This window comes from Bacillus sp. FJAT-27225, assembly GCF_001685025.1.
Taxonomy (GTDB): domain Bacteria; phylum Bacillota; class Bacilli; order Bacillales; family Cytobacillaceae; genus Bacillus_D.
The window spans coordinates 161,835-178,116 of the sequence record NZ_MAYU01000012.1 but is presented as its reverse complement, the minus strand read 5'-3'; the positions used below and the strand labels follow the sequence as shown (position 1 = coordinate 178,116).

8 protein-coding genes are annotated in these 16,282 nt (G+C 43.5%); 5 read left to right on the top strand and 3 right to left on the bottom strand.

What is annotated here, in order from left to right:
- The first annotated feature begins 244 nt into the window (after positions 1-244).
- The gene (locus A8F94_RS26140) at positions 245-7,363 is read left to right on the top strand and encodes a 5'-nucleotidase C-terminal domain-containing protein (RefSeq protein ID WP_066198381.1); all 7,119 of its coding nucleotides are present in this window, start codon (positions 245-247) and stop codon (positions 7,361-7,363) included.
- Between the two features lie 119 nt (positions 7,364-7,482).
- On the opposite strand, the gene A8F94_RS08505 is transcribed toward A8F94_RS26140, so the two are convergent.
- Positions 7,483-7,722 (bottom strand): hypothetical protein, encoded by a 240-nt coding sequence (locus tag A8F94_RS08505; protein WP_066198378.1) that lies wholly within the window; start codon positions 7,720-7,722, stop codon positions 7,483-7,485.
- Between the two features lie 228 nt (positions 7,723-7,950).
- Between A8F94_RS08505 and A8F94_RS08500 the strand changes: the two genes are divergently transcribed.
- The 4 genes from A8F94_RS08500 to A8F94_RS08485 all read left to right on the top strand — a co-directional run bounded on the left by A8F94_RS08500 (position 7,951) and on the right by A8F94_RS08485 (position 13,619).
- On the top strand, positions 7,951-8,412 hold the full coding sequence (locus tag A8F94_RS08500) for a DMP19 family protein (protein ID WP_254660818.1): 462 nt from the start codon (positions 7,951-7,953) through the stop codon (positions 8,410-8,412).
- A gap of 186 nt (positions 8,413-8,598) precedes the next feature.
- Positions 8,599-9,690, top strand: coding sequence for a hypothetical protein (locus A8F94_RS08495; protein WP_066198375.1), 1,092 nt, complete (start codon positions 8,599-8,601; stop codon positions 9,688-9,690).
- A complete protein-coding gene (locus A8F94_RS08490) occupies positions 9,683-11,797 on the top strand; it encodes an McrB family protein (protein WP_066198373.1) in 2,115 nt (704 codons plus the stop codon). Before A8F94_RS08495 ends, A8F94_RS08490 begins: the two co-directional genes overlap by 8 nt.
- Positions 11,781-13,619 carry a DUF2357 domain-containing protein gene (locus tag A8F94_RS08485; RefSeq protein ID WP_066198371.1) on the top strand — a complete coding sequence of 613 codons (1,839 nt, stop codon included), beginning with the start codon at positions 11,781-11,783 and terminating at the stop codon, positions 13,617-13,619. The genes A8F94_RS08490 and A8F94_RS08485 overlap by 17 nt, the downstream gene beginning before the upstream one ends.
- Before the next feature lie 441 nt (positions 13,620-14,060).
- On the opposite strand, the gene A8F94_RS08480 is transcribed toward A8F94_RS08485, so the two are convergent.
- Positions 14,061-15,269, bottom strand: coding sequence for a M20 family metallopeptidase (locus A8F94_RS08480; protein ID WP_066198368.1), 1,209 nt, complete (start codon positions 15,267-15,269; stop codon positions 14,061-14,063).
- A gap of 171 nt (positions 15,270-15,440) precedes the next feature.
- Positions 15,441-16,271 (bottom strand): MetQ/NlpA family ABC transporter substrate-binding protein, encoded by an 831-nt coding sequence (locus A8F94_RS08475; protein WP_066198365.1) that lies wholly within the window; start codon positions 16,269-16,271, stop codon positions 15,441-15,443.
- Positions 16,272-16,282: the final 11 nt, after the last annotated feature.

The following is a 16,282-nucleotide window of genomic DNA, read 5'->3' as shown; positions in this document are numbered from 1 at the left end:
TATTTTCTACTAATATAATATTTGCAAAATTGTAGAGCAGCAATAGTCATGTATTAATGAAAATTTATGAAAAGGATTGTGTTTTCATAAAGGAAAAGAGGGATGCGGTAGGTTTCAATTCCAGCTTAATTTGCTTGTTTCACTGTCTTATAGTCAGAACTGACTTGATCAAGTAACAATAGCAATAAGGTTTTTAAACGTATTTCGGTACATGTACCAATACCAATCTACCAGGGGGAGAACCATGAAAAGAAGACAGAAGAGAAGTCTTATTATTACTACAGTGCTTGCTTTGCTTATAAGCATCGTTTCACCAATCACAACTGTTAATGCAAATGCTGCAACTCCTGTAGCTGCAGATTTAATTATTTCTGAATATATTGAAGGATCCAGCTTTAATAAAGCTATTGAGCTTTATAACGGAACAGGCGGGGATGTTGACTTAAGCGAATATACGCTTAATCTTTATTCAAACGGGGCAACTGCTGTTTCATCAAAGCTGAATTTATCAGGTACATTAAAGAATGGGAATACATACGTTTTATATCATAAGGATTCCAATGAAGACATAAAGAACAAAGGGAATCTTGAAAATTCAAGTGCCATTAATTTTAATGGTGACGATCCTGTTGTTCTAACAAAAGCCGAAACGGTGATTGATTCAATCGGCCAAGTTGGTACAAGGGATGAATGGGGAAAAGATGTCACATTAGTTAGAAAAAGCAATGTTCTAACAGGTGATACTACTATTGCGGATGCTTTTGATAGAAATATTGAATGGAACATTCTTGAAAAAGACGATTTTTCAGACCTTGGCAAACACTCGTTGGGTACGGCCGATCCTGGTGAACCAACCAATCCAGGCCCGGAACCAGAACCAGAACCAACTGATCCAGAACCAGTCCAAGCCATCTCCATCGCTGATGCACGTAATGCAGCTGTCGGGGACACTGTAACAATTGAAGGAATCGCAACCACTCATACAGGCCTTTGGGGGAACGATACCTTCTATATGCAGGATGAAACTGCTGGGATGTTTGTGTTTAGAAGCTCCAAATCAGTTAAACCAGGCGATAAAGTAAGATTGACTGGTGAATTGCTCACATATAAAGGCGAACTTGAGATTCAACCATCCAATCTTGAAATCCTCTCAGGTGGCAATCCGCTTCCAGCCGCACAGGTAGTAACGGAAGTAAATGAAGCGACCCAGGCTGAACTGCTAAAACTGCAAAATGTCACCATCACTGAGTTGGACAAAGATAACTATGGAACAGCCACGTTCCAGGCATTGTTTGAAGACGGGAAAAAAGTACGAGTAATCCACGACAACCGGACAGGCTCCAATTATGATGAACTCATCAAGCATTATAAAGAAGGCGATAAAGTTCATCTAATCGGAATAGGATCCACTGATGATACTGGTTTCCACTTAAAAACAACTGGCCTCGACAGTTATGACTTGGTCAATAAGCCAGCCGTTTATGCTGTACAAACACAAGGCGTTGTTCCAGCAGGTACAAAAATTGAATTGAAATCAGGCCTTGAAGATGCTGAAATCCATTACACAACAGATGGTTCCACACCAACTGCAGCAAGTACAAAGTATGTTGCACCAATTGAATTGGGAACTGGCGAAACGACAATTAAAGCTGTCGCTGTAAATGGTGAAGTTGTAAGTGAAGTTTTCAGCTTTACGTATAAAATCCTAAATACTGAAGGCGTCAAAATCCATGATATTCAAGGGAAAGGACATGCTTCCGAATATAATGGTGCTTCAGTAGCAAACGTCACGGGTGTTGTCACCCATGTCTTCGGTTCTGGCAGCTTTGTCATGCAAGATGTTGAAGATGCAGATGATAATCCTGCTACATCAGAAGCGATTGAAGTGTCCAAATCCTCTCATGGAGTAAAAGTTGGCGATACCGTTTCTGTTGATGGAACTGTTAAAGAAAATGGCGGCGGCGCAAATCTTTCCACAACCCGGATTACTGCAACAGCAGTTGAAAAAACAGGCACTGCCGAATTGCCTGCGCCACTTGTTGTTGGCAAAGACATCGTGCCTCCGAACAAAGTCATTGATAATGACAAAATGCAGTCCTTTGATCCAGAAGAGGATGGCATTGACTTCTGGGAATCTGTTGAATACATGCGAGTTTCATTCTCGGATGCCCTTGTAGTTGGACCTCCATATAATAATGACGTTCCAATTATTGTGGAAAGCACTACAAATAATCAATTGAATGTTCTGGGCGGTCTGAATATCGCAAAAGACGATTACAATCCGGAAAAAATCTTCCTTGACAATGTCGGTTCCGATTTCCGTTCCGGCGACCGTTTTGATGGTGATGTTATTGGTGTTGTTACATATGCAAGCCAGGGCTATCAACTAGTTACCGATAAAACGAAACTACCTGAATTAATTAAAGCAGACTTAAAACCAGAAGTTACTCATATTGAACCGGCTGAAGATAAGTTAGCTGTTGCTGCTTACAATATTGAAAACTTCTCTAACAACAAATCAAACACTCCAGATAGTAAAGTTGCTAGAATTGCAGATTCATTTGTAGACAATATGAAGTCACCAGACATTATTACTCTTGTAGAAGTGCAGGATAATGACGGCCAAACCAATTCCGGCAATACAGATGCATCTGAAAGTTATGGACGTTTAATTGAAGCAATCAAAGCGGCAGGCGGCCCTTCCTATGCCTGGACAGATGTTGCTCCCGTAAACAATGATAACGGAGGTGCACCAGGCGGTAATATCCGTGTTGGATACCTTTATAATCCTGAGCGCGTTACTTTGGTTGAAGGTGCAAAAGGGACAGGCACCCAGGCAAACGGCTGGACAGAAGACGGGAACTTGACGCTTAACCCGGGCGTAATTGATCCTGCTAAATTTGCTGATACACGCAAACCAATCGCGGCAGAATTTGAGTTCCAGGGTGAAAGAGTCGTAGTCATCGGTACCCACTTGAATTCTAAAGGCGGAGACCAATCATTATGGGGATCCAACCAGCCGCCTAAATTAGGCTCAGAAGCCGAACGTCTTCAACTGGCACAGGCAATTAATGACTTCATTGATCAAGGATTGGCAAAAAATCCTGATTTGAATATTGTTCTTGCTGGAGACATGAATGATTTTGAATTTACACCAGCTCTTGAAACCCTCAAAGGCGATGTTTTAACCAATATGGTTGATCTTGTTCCAGCCGAAGATCGGTTCTCTTATTTCTTCCAGGGAAACAACCAGGTACTGGACCATATTTTAGTGTCAAATAATTTAGTACATGCGACTAAAGCAGATATGATTCATATTAATGCGAATTTCACTGAAGCACAGGGGCAAGCCTCTGACCATGATCCTGTATTGGTTCAAATTGATTTAAAAGATAAATATGACTTAACGATCATGCATACCAATGATACGCATTCAGCTTTGGAAAACATGCCAAAGACTGTCACTGCTGTGAAAGATGTTAGAAAGACATACCCAGGGTCACTGCTTCTCCATGCCGGGGATGCATTTACTGGTACTCTGTATTTCAATGAATTCCAAGGCGCGGCGGATTTAGCATTGATGAACTTGATGGGCTTTGACGCAATGACGTTCGGAAACCATGAATTTGATTTAGGTTCTTCACAGGAAGGACATCAGGCACTGGCAGACTTTATCAAGGGAGCGAACTTCCCATTCGTAAGTGCAAACGTAGACTTCTCAAAGGATGCTAAATTTGATGGAATCTTTAATGATTCGATTGAAGCCGATTTTGAAAGTGGCGAAATTTACAATGGCATTATCAAGGAAGTAAACGGCGAGAAAGTCGGTATCTTCGGCTTAACAACTGAAGAAACAGCAGATATTTCAAGTCCAGGATCGATTGAGTTTGAAAATTATCTTGCCGAAGCTGAGAAGGCTGTAAAAGCTCTTGAAGAAAAAGGTGTAAATCGGATAGTCGCATTGACTCATATTGGTTATGACGACAATGCAGCAATTGATAATGACCTGCTCCTTGCTGAAAAAGTTGAAGGCATTGACATTATTGTTGGCGGGCATAGCCATACTACATTGAAGAAACCATTTGTAGTTGCAAAAGATGCAACCCCTACAATTATTGTCCAAACAGGAAATGCGAACGGCAACCTCGGTGTTTTAAATGTTGAATTTGATGAACATGGTGTGGTAGAAGCGCATGATGGCCGATTAATTGCCATCGGAAGCCAAGCTGCAGATCCTCAGGCAGTTGAGGTTTTAAAACCGTACCAGGAACAAGTTGACAGAGTAGCTCAGGAAGAAATTGGCGTAACGACGGAAGCAGCACTGGAAAACCCGCGTACAAACGGTGATAATACAAAGCCAAGTGTACGTAAAAATGAAACCATTCTCGGCAACCTGATTACAGACGGAATGCTTGAAAAAGCAAAGTCATTCACAGGTAAAGATGTCATCATGGCATTGCAGAATGGCGGGGGTATCCGCTCTGCTATCGATGCTGGCCCAATCACTGTGGGTGAAGTGATCTCTGTACTTCCATTTGGGAATACATTGGCGACCATGGATGTGACAGGTGCCGAACTTAAAGAAGCATTTGAAATCTCAGTTGGCCAATACCCAGCAGAAAATGGCGGTTTCTTACACGTAGCGGGAGGTAAAGTAGAATTTGATTCTACGAAACCGAAAGGAGAACGTGTAGTATCTGTAAAATATCTAGACCAAAATGACAAATATGTAGAAATTCAAGACGGAGAAACATACACATTAGCAACCAATGCCTTCACAGCTAAAGGCGGAGATGGTTATGATGTTTTTGCAAAAGCGTATGAAGAAGGCCGTGTAACAGACCTGGGCCTTTCTGATTGGGAAAACTTCCGCGATCATTTAGCCGGAATTGGAAAAATCCCAACTGAGGTCGAAGGCAGAGTTGTAGATGTAGCAGGACAATTTGACCTAACAGTCATGCATACAAATGATGTTCACTCAGCATTGGACAATATGCCGAAAACAGTAACTGCGGTAAAAGATGTTAGAGCTGTAAAACCTAATTCACTTCTTCTCCATGCAGGTGACGCATTTACCGGTACGCTATATTTTAATGAATTCCAAGGTAAAGCAGACTTGGCATTGATGAACTTGATGGGCTTTGACGCAATGACATTCGGAAACCATGAATTTGATTTAGGTTCTTCACAGGAAGGCCATCAGGCACTTGTTAACTTTATCAAGGGAGCGAACTTCCCATTCGTAAGTGCAAACGTAGACTTCTCGAAAGACGCCAAATTTGATGGAATCTTTAATAATTCCATCGAAGCCGATTTTGAAAGTGGCGAAATTTACAATGGAATCATCAAGGAAGTAAACGGCGAGAAAGTCGGTATCTTTGGTTTAACTACTGAGGAAACAGCAGATATTTCAAGCCCGGGTTCCATTGCATTTGAAAACTATCTTGAAGAAGCAGAAAAAGCAGTACAAGCTTTTGAAGCTGAAGGTGTTAACAGGATTGTTGCATTAACGCATATTGGTTACGATGACAATGCAGCGATTGATAATGACAAAATCCTTGCCGAAAAAGTTGAAGGGATTGACGTTATCGTAGGCGGACATAGCCATACACCATTGAAAGAGCCGGTCGTTGTGGCAAAAGATGCAACCCCTACTGTAATCGTTCAAACTGGTAATGCAAACAGCAACCTCGGTGTGCTGGACGTTACTTTCGATGATAATGGTGTAGTGATTGACCTTGATGGCGGCTTAGTCGCGATTGGAGACCAGGCAGCTGATCCTCAAGCAGCAGAAATATTGGCACCATTCAAAGAACAAGTTGATAAAGTAGCTCAATTGGAAATTGGCGTATCAACCCAAGCTGCACTGGAAAACCCGCGTACAAATGGTGATAATACAAAGCCAAGTGTACGTAAAAATGAAACCATTCTTGGCAACTTGATTACAGACGGTATGCTTGAAAAAGCAAAATCTTTCACTGGTAAAAATGTCATCATGGCATTGCAAAACGGTGGGGGTATCCGCGCTGCAATCGAAGCTGGCCCAATCACGGTGGGTGAAGTAATCTCAGTGCTTCCTTTCGGGAATACATTAGCGACGATGGATGTGACAGGTGCTGAACTCAAAGAAGCATTTGAAATCTCGGTTGGCCAATACCCATCCGAAAATGGCGGTTTCTTACATGCAGCGGGTGGCAAGGTAGAATATGATTCTACGAAGCCAGCAGGACAGCGCGTTGTATCTGTATCTTATCTTGATCCAAACGGCGTATATGTAGAAATTAATGACGAAGAAACATATACGGTAACTACCAACGCCTTCACAGCTAAAGGCGGAGATGGCTATGATGTATTTGCAAAAGCATATGCGGACGGTCGTGTAACAGACTTGGGACTGTCAGATTGGGAAAACTTCCGTGACCACCTAGTTAGTGTTGGCAGCGAAGGAATCCCAACTAAGGTTGAAGGCCGAATTGTAGATGTAAGTGAAGAACCAGGCCAAGGGCCGGGCGAAGAACCAGGTGAAGAACCGGGTCAAAACCCAGGCAACAAACCGGGCGAAAATCCAGGCAACAAGCCAGGTGAAAATCCAGGCAACAAGCCAGGTGAAAACCCAGGCAACAAACCAGGTGAAAACCCAGGCAACAAGCCAGGTGAAAAGCCGGGCAACAAGCCAAGTGAAAAACCGGGTAACAACCCTAGTAAAGAGATTAACGTGCCAGTAGTAAAAGAGGGTAACAAATATTCATTAAGTGAAGATGCACTTGATAAACTAGAAGAAAATTCAATAGTGAATGTTAAGGTTGATAATAAAACAAATGCCACATTCACACTTACTAAAGAACACATTCAAGCTTTAAAAGATGCAAATACGATAATTGAGGTAAGCAATGGAACCGTAAATGTTCAAATTCCTGCCTCAATCCTTCCATTAGCAGAAAATCTAGATATTAAAGTAAAGAAGATGGAAATAAAAGGTTCACTGGGGGTTTACGACTTTACAATTGAAGCTGATGGGAAACCGTATCACCAATTCAATGAAAAAGTTAAGCTAACATTCAAAGTGGATCCAAAACAAATTAAAAATCCTAACAATGTAAAAGTTTATTATTTCAATGAAGAGGAAGAAAAATGGGAACTAATTGGTGGAGAATACAAAAATGGTGAAGTTTCAGCTTACACCGACCACTTCAGTACGTATGGTGTATTTGAAACTGAACCAAATTCTACTATGGTTCCAACTGAACATGAACTTCCAAATACAGCAGCAAATGGCTTTAACATTTTACTATTAGGATTCGTTTTAGTTTTAGCTGGCGGGATTTTATACTTCGTTAAAAGAAGGTATACTATCTCACATTAATATGTTTGAATTAGAGGAAGGCATGCCAATACAGGCATGCCTTTTTCTATAGCAGGGGCCAGCAGCCACGAATAAAAAGTGGCTCCAAGCTTTTGCCTGGAGCCATTTTGATTTTCTAATTATGCGTACCGAATGCCGGCAGGTTTAATGTTTTGACTATCTCCTGAACTGCACGGGGTCACTGCGTATGTCATTCCACAGCTTGGGCAATTCATGATGACGGTTTCCAGCGTGAAGGTTTCATCGCATTCGCAATGAATTTCATGGGCAACCAATGGCGGATTGAAATGTTTTCCTTTGCTCTTCACATGATCGACAATTGCTTTGCCATCCTCAAGTTTTGAACAACCACAGCTCATGCTGCAACTCTCCTTTACTTTGTTACTGCGAATAACTATTTTATTTTCCTATTTTAAAAGTAGCAGAACCTTGTTTATTCCGATATGTGAAAAGTCACACCCATTGGCGTGGTTATGAATAGTCAGGACTCCCCATTGGTACATGATTTATTCCGTTAATTTCCTCTGTTTCTGGATGGTATACTTGGTGTGCAACTAAAATTTTTCCAAAAGGGAGGAGCATCTACATTGAAACCCAAAATGAAAGAAAGCCAGTTATTGAACCGGGACGACATTTGGAATGCAGTTATAAGGGCTTTGAGTAAGGAACTTCATGAGGAGGATCCAATTTTTCGAGAACCATTTATAGTGTTCCAGTATTACTCTGAGCTTGAGAGCGGCGGCCATGAAGCATGGCTGACCTGGATGGGTGAAGATATATCAAAGGCAGGAATAGAGGCCTATCTAAAGGATTTAACGAATGTCTTGAAAAAAATCCATGCTGATGAATACTCGGCTATCCTTGATACATATGGAAAGAAGATGTGGGAAAAATACAGGGCTCTTGAAAAGGGAGAAACAGCGGAAGATGATTTTTATGAGGTCATTGAAAAAGCTGACCAGCGACACTATCAATTAAACGGGAAATTGCACGAATTAATTGAAGATTATTTTGTAAGCATTCACAGAAGTTTGATAGATGTGGTATAGCGCTCGCAGGAAAACAAGCCTGTTGTTTATAAAAGGATTTGATGAGACATTCTGCAATTTTCTACATTTTTAGACTTTCGAACTATTTTAAAGACTTAAAATCTATTATTATTAAAAGAAGGATGTTCTGCCTGGTAAATAGAGGCGGAGTAAATCCATTCAAGTATAAAATTGGGGGGCGCTATCTTGAACAAGGAAACGTGGAAAAGAGTCTTTGAATCGTTCGATGACCAGGACTTAATTATGCTATCGGTTCTAGGCAACATAAAGGTCCAGGGGTTTCGGCAAATAAATGCAGGCAATATAAAAGGTGCTAGAAAACTAGTTATAAATGAAGCGATTAAACCCAAAAAACTTTCATCTATTATTACTATTTTTAACAAAAAAGCAGAATCTGAAGAAAAAGAAGACGAAGGCAAACAGTTTCGTTCCATGAATCTTGATGAATTGCTTGAAGCTGTTGAGAATGGGACCAAGCCGCATGAAATTCTTGTCTCACTCTACTCTTGTAAAGACGAAGAAAAACATAAGCTGGCAGCAGAACTTGAAGAAAAGCTTACAGAACATGGGAAGAGCCAGCCGAAAGAAGAAGAGTCCACTCCTTCTCCCCAGGAAAACTCAACAGAAGATGAACTAAGAAAAATCATTATAGACCTTGAAAAAAAATTAAAAAAGGCGGAACAAAAAAATGCAGAGCTATCCTCAAAAATTACAAAACTCGAAAAAAACGTGAGTGATGCAAAAGAAAAGCTGAAGGAAGAAAAGAAGGAACTGAATAAAAAGCTGTCCCAAACCGGACAGGAGCTTTCAAAAGCAAATGGACTGCTGCAAAAACTTGAACAGGAAGCAGAGAAAAACCAAAAGCTGCTTACAGAAAAGGATGCCTTGGTGGCGGAACGGAATGCGGCCATTTCGCATTTGAATGCCAGATTGCTGAATAGCGCCAAACCCGCCAAAGAACCAGATTCCGATACCGGTGCACCTTTGCAAACCGGCGAGCCGGCAGCCAAAAAGAAAATAGCCCTATTGGGCAATCCAAAAAACAAGTCGATTATGAAAAATGAACAATATGAACTGGCCATATTTGAAGCGTCTGAAATTGAAGACATTTTTGAAAGCGTTGATTGGGATGAATTCAAGGAAGTTTGGCTCCTTAACTATAAGGTGCCAGCCACAAAGCAGGCATTCATCCACACGCATCTTCAAAAACCAGTGAAAATTATCAATACATTCATGGATTTACGGAATTTGATTGAAAGAGGGAATCGTTATGCATAACAAAGTTTGGACTACAGATTTAATTGGCGTTGTCGCCGAGGATACTTATATTGAAAATACGTTCCGGGAAGCTGTGTTTGTTAACAGCCAGGATTTGCTGCAATTTCAAATTAAGCTTATTTCACAACCGCCTGACAGTTTCCCGAATGTTAAATATATAACCGGGTTTGCATCAGATCTCGTCAAGTGGGGGTTTGAGGACGACCCATATACCACTGACGATGAGCGGAAGCAGAATTTGCGTGATTGGCTGAATGACAGTCTGCTCGTATTTATTGCTGAAAGAAAAATCCTTTATAACCATAACGAGGTTTATCAGGCGAAAAATATCAGGCTGATTCCGAAAGCCGAGAGCTTCCATGATAAGGTAGCATTGTTCCCTCTGCCAATTTTTTCTTGTGAAGCCCATGGAATGGCGTATGAAGAGTTCCTTGAGAAGGTGACCAAGCGGAAGTTCATTGGCAGGATTGAGGGAATATCGACCGAAGCGAATGATACCCCAACCATTATTCTTTGGAAAAATGAAGAGAATGAGTATATCGCGTTCGGCGAATTTGATAAGCACCAATATGCGCATGGCGGCTTTAGTTTTTCCATAAGGGGAGGGCTAAAGAGCACTCCTTTTGAAAAGGAATGGCTCGACGATTCCTATATTGACCCAATTCATATCCCGAATGTGATGTACGTAACAATTGATACGTACCAGTACTTGGCTGGAGCAATTGAAGCTTCTGCCGAAATTGATTTAACAAGCGCCCTTCAGGAAGCTGCTGTTGGCCTTGCTGCTCCTGAAAAAGAAGATGTGAAAGCTGCCTTAACAGCCGAGCCTGTCTCAAAGGCTGTCTCAGAAGAAAAACGCTCTGTTTCGAAACCTGCAGGAATAGGTGCGGAGCGGACACCATCATCCGTGCAGCAAGCTGCTCCGCAAGCTGGTTCATTCCCGGCAGGATCCCAGGCTGCTTCCGCTCAAGCTGGAAGTCCCCAGCCGCAAACAAAGGAAGAAACCTCGGAGTCGCGTTTCCTTGATTACTTTGTCGCCACAACGCAGGAGATGGGGCTTCTATATTCAGAAAAAGACCTCGTCAACTTCCATACAGCGATGAAGTCTTCAAACCTTGTCATTTTGGCAGGTATGAGCGGAACGGGGAAATCAAAGCTCGTCCAGGCGTACAGCCGTGCACTCGGATTGTATTCCGACCAGTTCACCTTTATTTCAGTCCGCCCGTCCTGGACTGACGACGCTGATCTGATTGGCTATGCTGACACGCTGCATATGGTGTATCGGCCTGGTGATTCCGGCTTAATCAATGTCCTTAAACAGGCTGAAAAGGAAAAGGACAAGCTGTTCATCATCTGCTTCGATGAGATGAACCTTGCCCGCGTCGAACATTATTTTTCACAATTCCTGTCCATTCTTGAAATGGATTTTGGCCGCCGCGAGCTGCGCCTGTATAATGATGAGCTTGCAACCCGGCTGTATAACTCGGCTCAATATCCGCCAACCATCTCAATCAAGGATAACGTCATGTTCGTTGGTACAGTCAACCTCGATGAGTCGACCTATCACTTTTCCGATAAGGTACTTGACCGGGCCAATGTTATCCAGCTTGAAGTCCTTCCGTATGAACAGCTGAAGGAGCTGGGGGACAAAAAGAAGGTTTTCCATTCCCGTGATCAAGTGCTGAATTATGAGGATTATGATTCCTTTAAAAATAACAATACTGCCTTGAACCTGACGAGCCGCGAGCTTGAATTTCTTTGGAAGCTGCATAATGGGCTTCAGCAAGTCAACAGGCAGAGTGGCATCGGCCAGCGGATTGTCCGCCAGATAGATGGCTATCTTAAGAACCTGCCTGCTCAGGAAGCTCTCTCAAGGGAAGATGCATTTGATTTGCAAATCGTCCAGCGGATTTTAACTAAAATCAGGGGCTCCGAGGACCAGCTTTATTCTTTCCTGGGCACGTATGATAAAAACTCGGGCACGGTAGCGAAAAGTTATTTATGGGATCTGCTGGATGAGTACAAAGATATATCGGATTTTGAACAGACCCGCCAATCTGTCGTCGACAAAGCGAAAGAGTTGAAGCTGAATGGCTATACACTATAGTGAATTGCCGTTCTCAATTACCTTTACGCTTGGGTTTTTGGCGGGAAGTGTTGATAAACAGGCAGAGATATTTTACGAAACAGAGCAGGAACTGTTCGAACATGTTGATTCAACAGTACTGGAAATTCCCGAGAATGTTCCATTGAACGTGACGTTCATGGCTGAAAACAAAACGGCCAGGTTATTCATGGATGGCCTGGATGCCCTCCCGGCCCGAATGTTGGAGGAAGAAGGGGATGGCTCTAACATCTTCCTCAAGCCATCCTCTTCCCCGCTAGTTTTGTTCGAGCATAATGGAGAAGAGTATTATCCTTATATCCCTGGTTTGTATCGGATTATGGTTGATGTCGGGGAAAGGTCTTATTTTTCATGGCTGAGGATTACACCAAAGCAAATCAATGCTGACCAATGGGAGACGATGCGGGACGAGGTCGAAGCGGAGCTCCGCGGCCTTGCCCAGGACTTGATCAGGAAGAGCTACGGGTTTCCAAAGGATGCCGACATCAAACTATCGCCGGACATCCTCAGGCAATTCCGGGTCATTGTGCACCGCTTCCCGGCAATTATGGCTTCAATCACCGATTTATATAAGAAAATAAATTTTGCGATTAAAAAGGAATATCAGCTTATGCCTGAGGAGAAGGCAAAGATTGTTGATGAGATTACAATCAGGCATCGGGTCCAGCATCCGGAATCAGAAGAATGGCTGATGACGCCTATTAAAAAAATCAATTATGATTTGCCTGAAAACCGGATAGCCAAAAAAATTGTGAAGTCGCTTATTTCAACACTAAGCAAATTCATTCTCTCCGTGGAAAATTACCAAAATGAGCTTGCTGCCGAAATAGAAGCCCTTGGACAGGAACGGTTCAACCAAGCTAATACGATTAGCAGAAAGCGGCTTGTCCTAAAAGACCTTGGAGTGTATCTCGACAAATCGAAAAAAATGCGCGGCGCTCTGAATTGGTTTCGGACAGCACCATGGTATGGTGATGTGAAACAGCAGATGGATGCAAGGATTCCCCATGTGATGACGACGGATGTCCGCTACCGGACACTTTACCAAGTGCAGCGGGAATTAAATAATGAAACGATTAACATTTCCTTTGACCAGGAGTATACGTACCAGTGGAAGCGCACGGACAAAATCTATGAGATCTGGGGTTTCCTTCAATTCGTAAAGCTCTTGCAGCACGAGGAACTTGGCTTTGTTCCGACAGGCGGCTGGATTTATGGAATGGATAATGTCATTGAGGATATCATTATACCAACGATTCCGCCTGGCACGAAAATCACCTTTGCAAAGGACAAGCTCACCGCGTCGCTTGTCTATGATGGGAAAATTCCGTCCCAGAGCACCGAAACGAATGCGGAAAACGCCCCTCTTTATACAAACGGAACCAACAACCGTCCTGACGGGCGTCTCGATTTATATGAGGAAGGCATCTATATTGGAAGCCTTGTTTTTGACTTCAAATATCGTCCTAAAGCATCAATTTGGAAAAAAGAACTGATCTCCACCAATGCCCAGACGAACACGATGAAACAGCTTGTCAGTTATGCATTCAACTTCAGCTCAAACCATCTTTACGGTGACAGGCTGAACGACTTTTTGAGGAAAAGGCTGCGTCCGGTACCAGAGGTGTGGGCATTGTATCCGAAGCGGCATTCCAATGGCGCTTCGGATTATTACGAAGACCATGGAGTCCGGCTTGTAGAATTGAGCCCGTCCTTCGACAACAGCCACCTTGTCCACGAGCTGAAAGAAGTGATCAGTGAGATCATCCAAACAAAGGAATCTGTTCTGCATCCTATGGGGTAAAGGGGGGTTCTCGTTTGCCGGCCTGCGCAGTTTGTCTGCGCAGGCCGGTTTTCATTGTTTTGAACGATTTTGCTGGTTGGTTTACTAGTGATACTCGTGAGCTGCTAGTGAAAAAGTGTAGTGCGGAGATATAGTCATTTGTAGTACTACTCAGAGTACTACTATTTTTCCCGCGGGAGTGACTAGTACTACTCAGAGACCGACTAGTGAAAAGTAACCATTCAGCTAATCTGCTTAGTGAAAAAGTGTAGTGCGGACGCATAGTCATTTGTAGTACTACTCAGAGTACTACTATTTTTTACGCGAGGATGACTAGTACTACTCGGAGACCGACTAGTGAAAAGTAGCCATTTCGCTAATCTGTTTAGTGAAAAAGTGTGGTGCTGAATACTAAAAGGGGTCTGACCCCTACCCCCGGCGGGTATGGATCAGACCCTTTTTCTAGTTGGTTTCTGCTGCTTTTCTGTCCGCGAATTCCTGTTTGACTGACACGAGTGCTTCTGAATCGGTTATGAGTCTTAGCGCGGTTAATGCGAGTGCTCTTGCGCCGGTGATCAGTGCCTGGTCTCCTTTAGGGGAGGCGGCTGCCTCACGGAATGGGACGGTGTGGGCAACAAGGTCTTCGGGGCCAATCGAGATATACGGATGAATGGTTGGAACGACTTGGCTGATGTTGCCTGCATCGGTCGAACCGATTCCGTCACGCTCTCCGGTAAATACCGATTCGCCAAGTTCCTCAATGACCTTTTTAAACAGCCCATCAAACGTTCTATTTAATAGAAGATTATCGACTTCGTTTTGGAATGCGATGACATTCAGCTTTGCTCCGGTGGCGAGTGCAGCACCTTCTGCTACGGCCTTCACTCGCCGGGTTACTTCATTAAGTCCGCTCCTGGTTGCTGCACGAATAAAGAAGCGTGCCTTTGCGTATTCCGGAATGATATTAGGTGCATCACCGCCATGTGTAATGATGCCGTGGATACGGACATCGTCGGTGAGCTGCTGCCTAAGTGCGCTAATTCCGTTAAAAAGCTGGATGACTGCATCCAAAGCATTAATCCCTTCATGCGGGGCCCCGGCTGCATGGGCAGGTTTGCCGATGTATTCAAAATCAAGTGGATCGACTGCCAGGGAAGGGGACGTCAGGGCTGTCCTTCCTGATGGATGAATCATTAGCGCTGCGTCAATTCCCTCAACTAGGCCGTGTTTGACGAAACTTCCTTTGGCACTGCCGTTCGGGCCGCCTTCTTCGGCAGGAGTGCCGAACACCACTGCTTCGCCACCGGTTTCATCGATGACTTTGCTCAATGCGATTGCAGCGGCAACACTTGTGGTTCCAATGATATTATGTCCGCAAGCATGGCCAAGACCAGGAAGCGCATCATATTCAGCAAGGAAGGCGATTGCAGGACCAGGCTTCAATGATTTCTTCCGTGCAACAAAGGAGGTTTCGTGACCGGCAACAGCCTTATCGACCTGGAATCCCTCATCTTCCAATAGCTTGATGTGCTGTGCTGAGGCAAAAAACTCCTGGTTGCCAATCTCTGGCCGTGCATGGATTGCGTGGCTGGTTGAAATATAAAGATCGCGCTTGCTGTCAATGCTCTCAATAATTACATTTCGAAAATCTGTTTGTACCGATACTGCCATCACTAACTCCTCCTTAAAGGTGAGGAAGGGCTATCCCCTCCTCCCGGAAAACTGATCAAAACTCCGTCGCATCACAGCTCGTGCCGATTGTCCAGGCTGATTTTTCCTTTGAACTTGGCAAACGAGCACCGTCCCGATTAGCCAGGGAACAAACCGCGGCCATCAGCCAACTTACCAGCCGATTTCGCTAAGTGGAACGAAGGTTGGAATCATGTTACCTTTGTATTCTTTTTCAATGAACTCGGCAGTGTCGTCGGATTGGTAAAGCTCAGCAATTTTATTGTACGTTTTGTTGTCTTTGTCTTCCGCACGTGTTGCAATAATGTTCAGATATGGAAGGGCTGTTGCGCTTTCGTGAAAAATCGAATCCTTGGTCGGTGTGAAGCCAGCATCCACGGCGATCCCGTTGTTGATGATAGAAGCGGCAACGTCAGGCAATACCCTTGGAGTTTGTGCAGCAACCAATTGTTCGATTTTCAGGTTCTTAGGGTTTTCGACAATTACTTCAGGGCCAGCGATGCCATCGTAGTCTTCAGGCAGAGTGATTAGGCCAGCTTCCTGAAGAAGCAGCAATGCACGGCCGGAATTGGATGGGTCGTTTGGAATTGCGATTGTTGAACCTTTCGGGATGTCTTTTACGTCCTTATATTTTTCTGAGTATAGGCCCATTGGCGCAAGGACAGTAGTTGCAATTGGTACAAGGTCAACATTGTGTTCTTCGATGAATTCGTCAAAATAAGCGACGGTCTGGAAAGCGTTGATATCAACTTCCCCTTCAGCAAGGGCAGTGTTTGGTGCAACATAATCCGAGAACGTAATAACATCAATTTCAATGCCTTCTTTTTCGGCCTTTTTAGCGATAAAGTCCCAAATCCGGGTGTCTGTGCCACTGACACCGACTTTTACTTTAACAGTGTCATCCGATGCCGATGATGAGTTTGAGCATGCTGCACTGAAAACTGCCAGCACCAATACGAGAAATGTTAGAAATACTTTTTTCATGATGTTTTCCT

What these genes read in the sequence shown, in the direction of transcription:
- A8F94_RS08490 (WP_066198373.1), top strand. Translation starts at nt 9,683, where the DNA reads ATGCATAACAAAGTTTGGACTACAGATTTAATTGGCGTTGTCGCCGAG.
- A8F94_RS08505 (WP_066198378.1), bottom strand. Translation starts at nt 7,722, where the DNA reads ATGAGCTGTGGTTGTTCAAAACTTGAGGATGGCAAAGCAATTGTCGAT.
- A8F94_RS08475 (WP_066198365.1), bottom strand. Translation starts at nt 16,271, where the DNA reads ATGAAAAAAGTATTTCTAACATTTCTCGTATTGGTGCTGGCAGTTTTC.
- A8F94_RS08485 (WP_066198371.1), top strand. Translation starts at nt 11,781, where the DNA reads ATGGCTATACACTATAGTGAATTGCCGTTCTCAATTACCTTTACGCTT.
- A8F94_RS26140 (WP_066198381.1), top strand. Translation starts at nt 245, where the DNA reads ATGAAAAGAAGACAGAAGAGAAGTCTTATTATTACTACAGTGCTTGCT.
- A8F94_RS08480 (WP_066198368.1), bottom strand. Translation starts at nt 15,269, where the DNA reads ATGGCAGTATCGGTACAAACAGATTTTCGAAATGTAATTATTGAGAGC.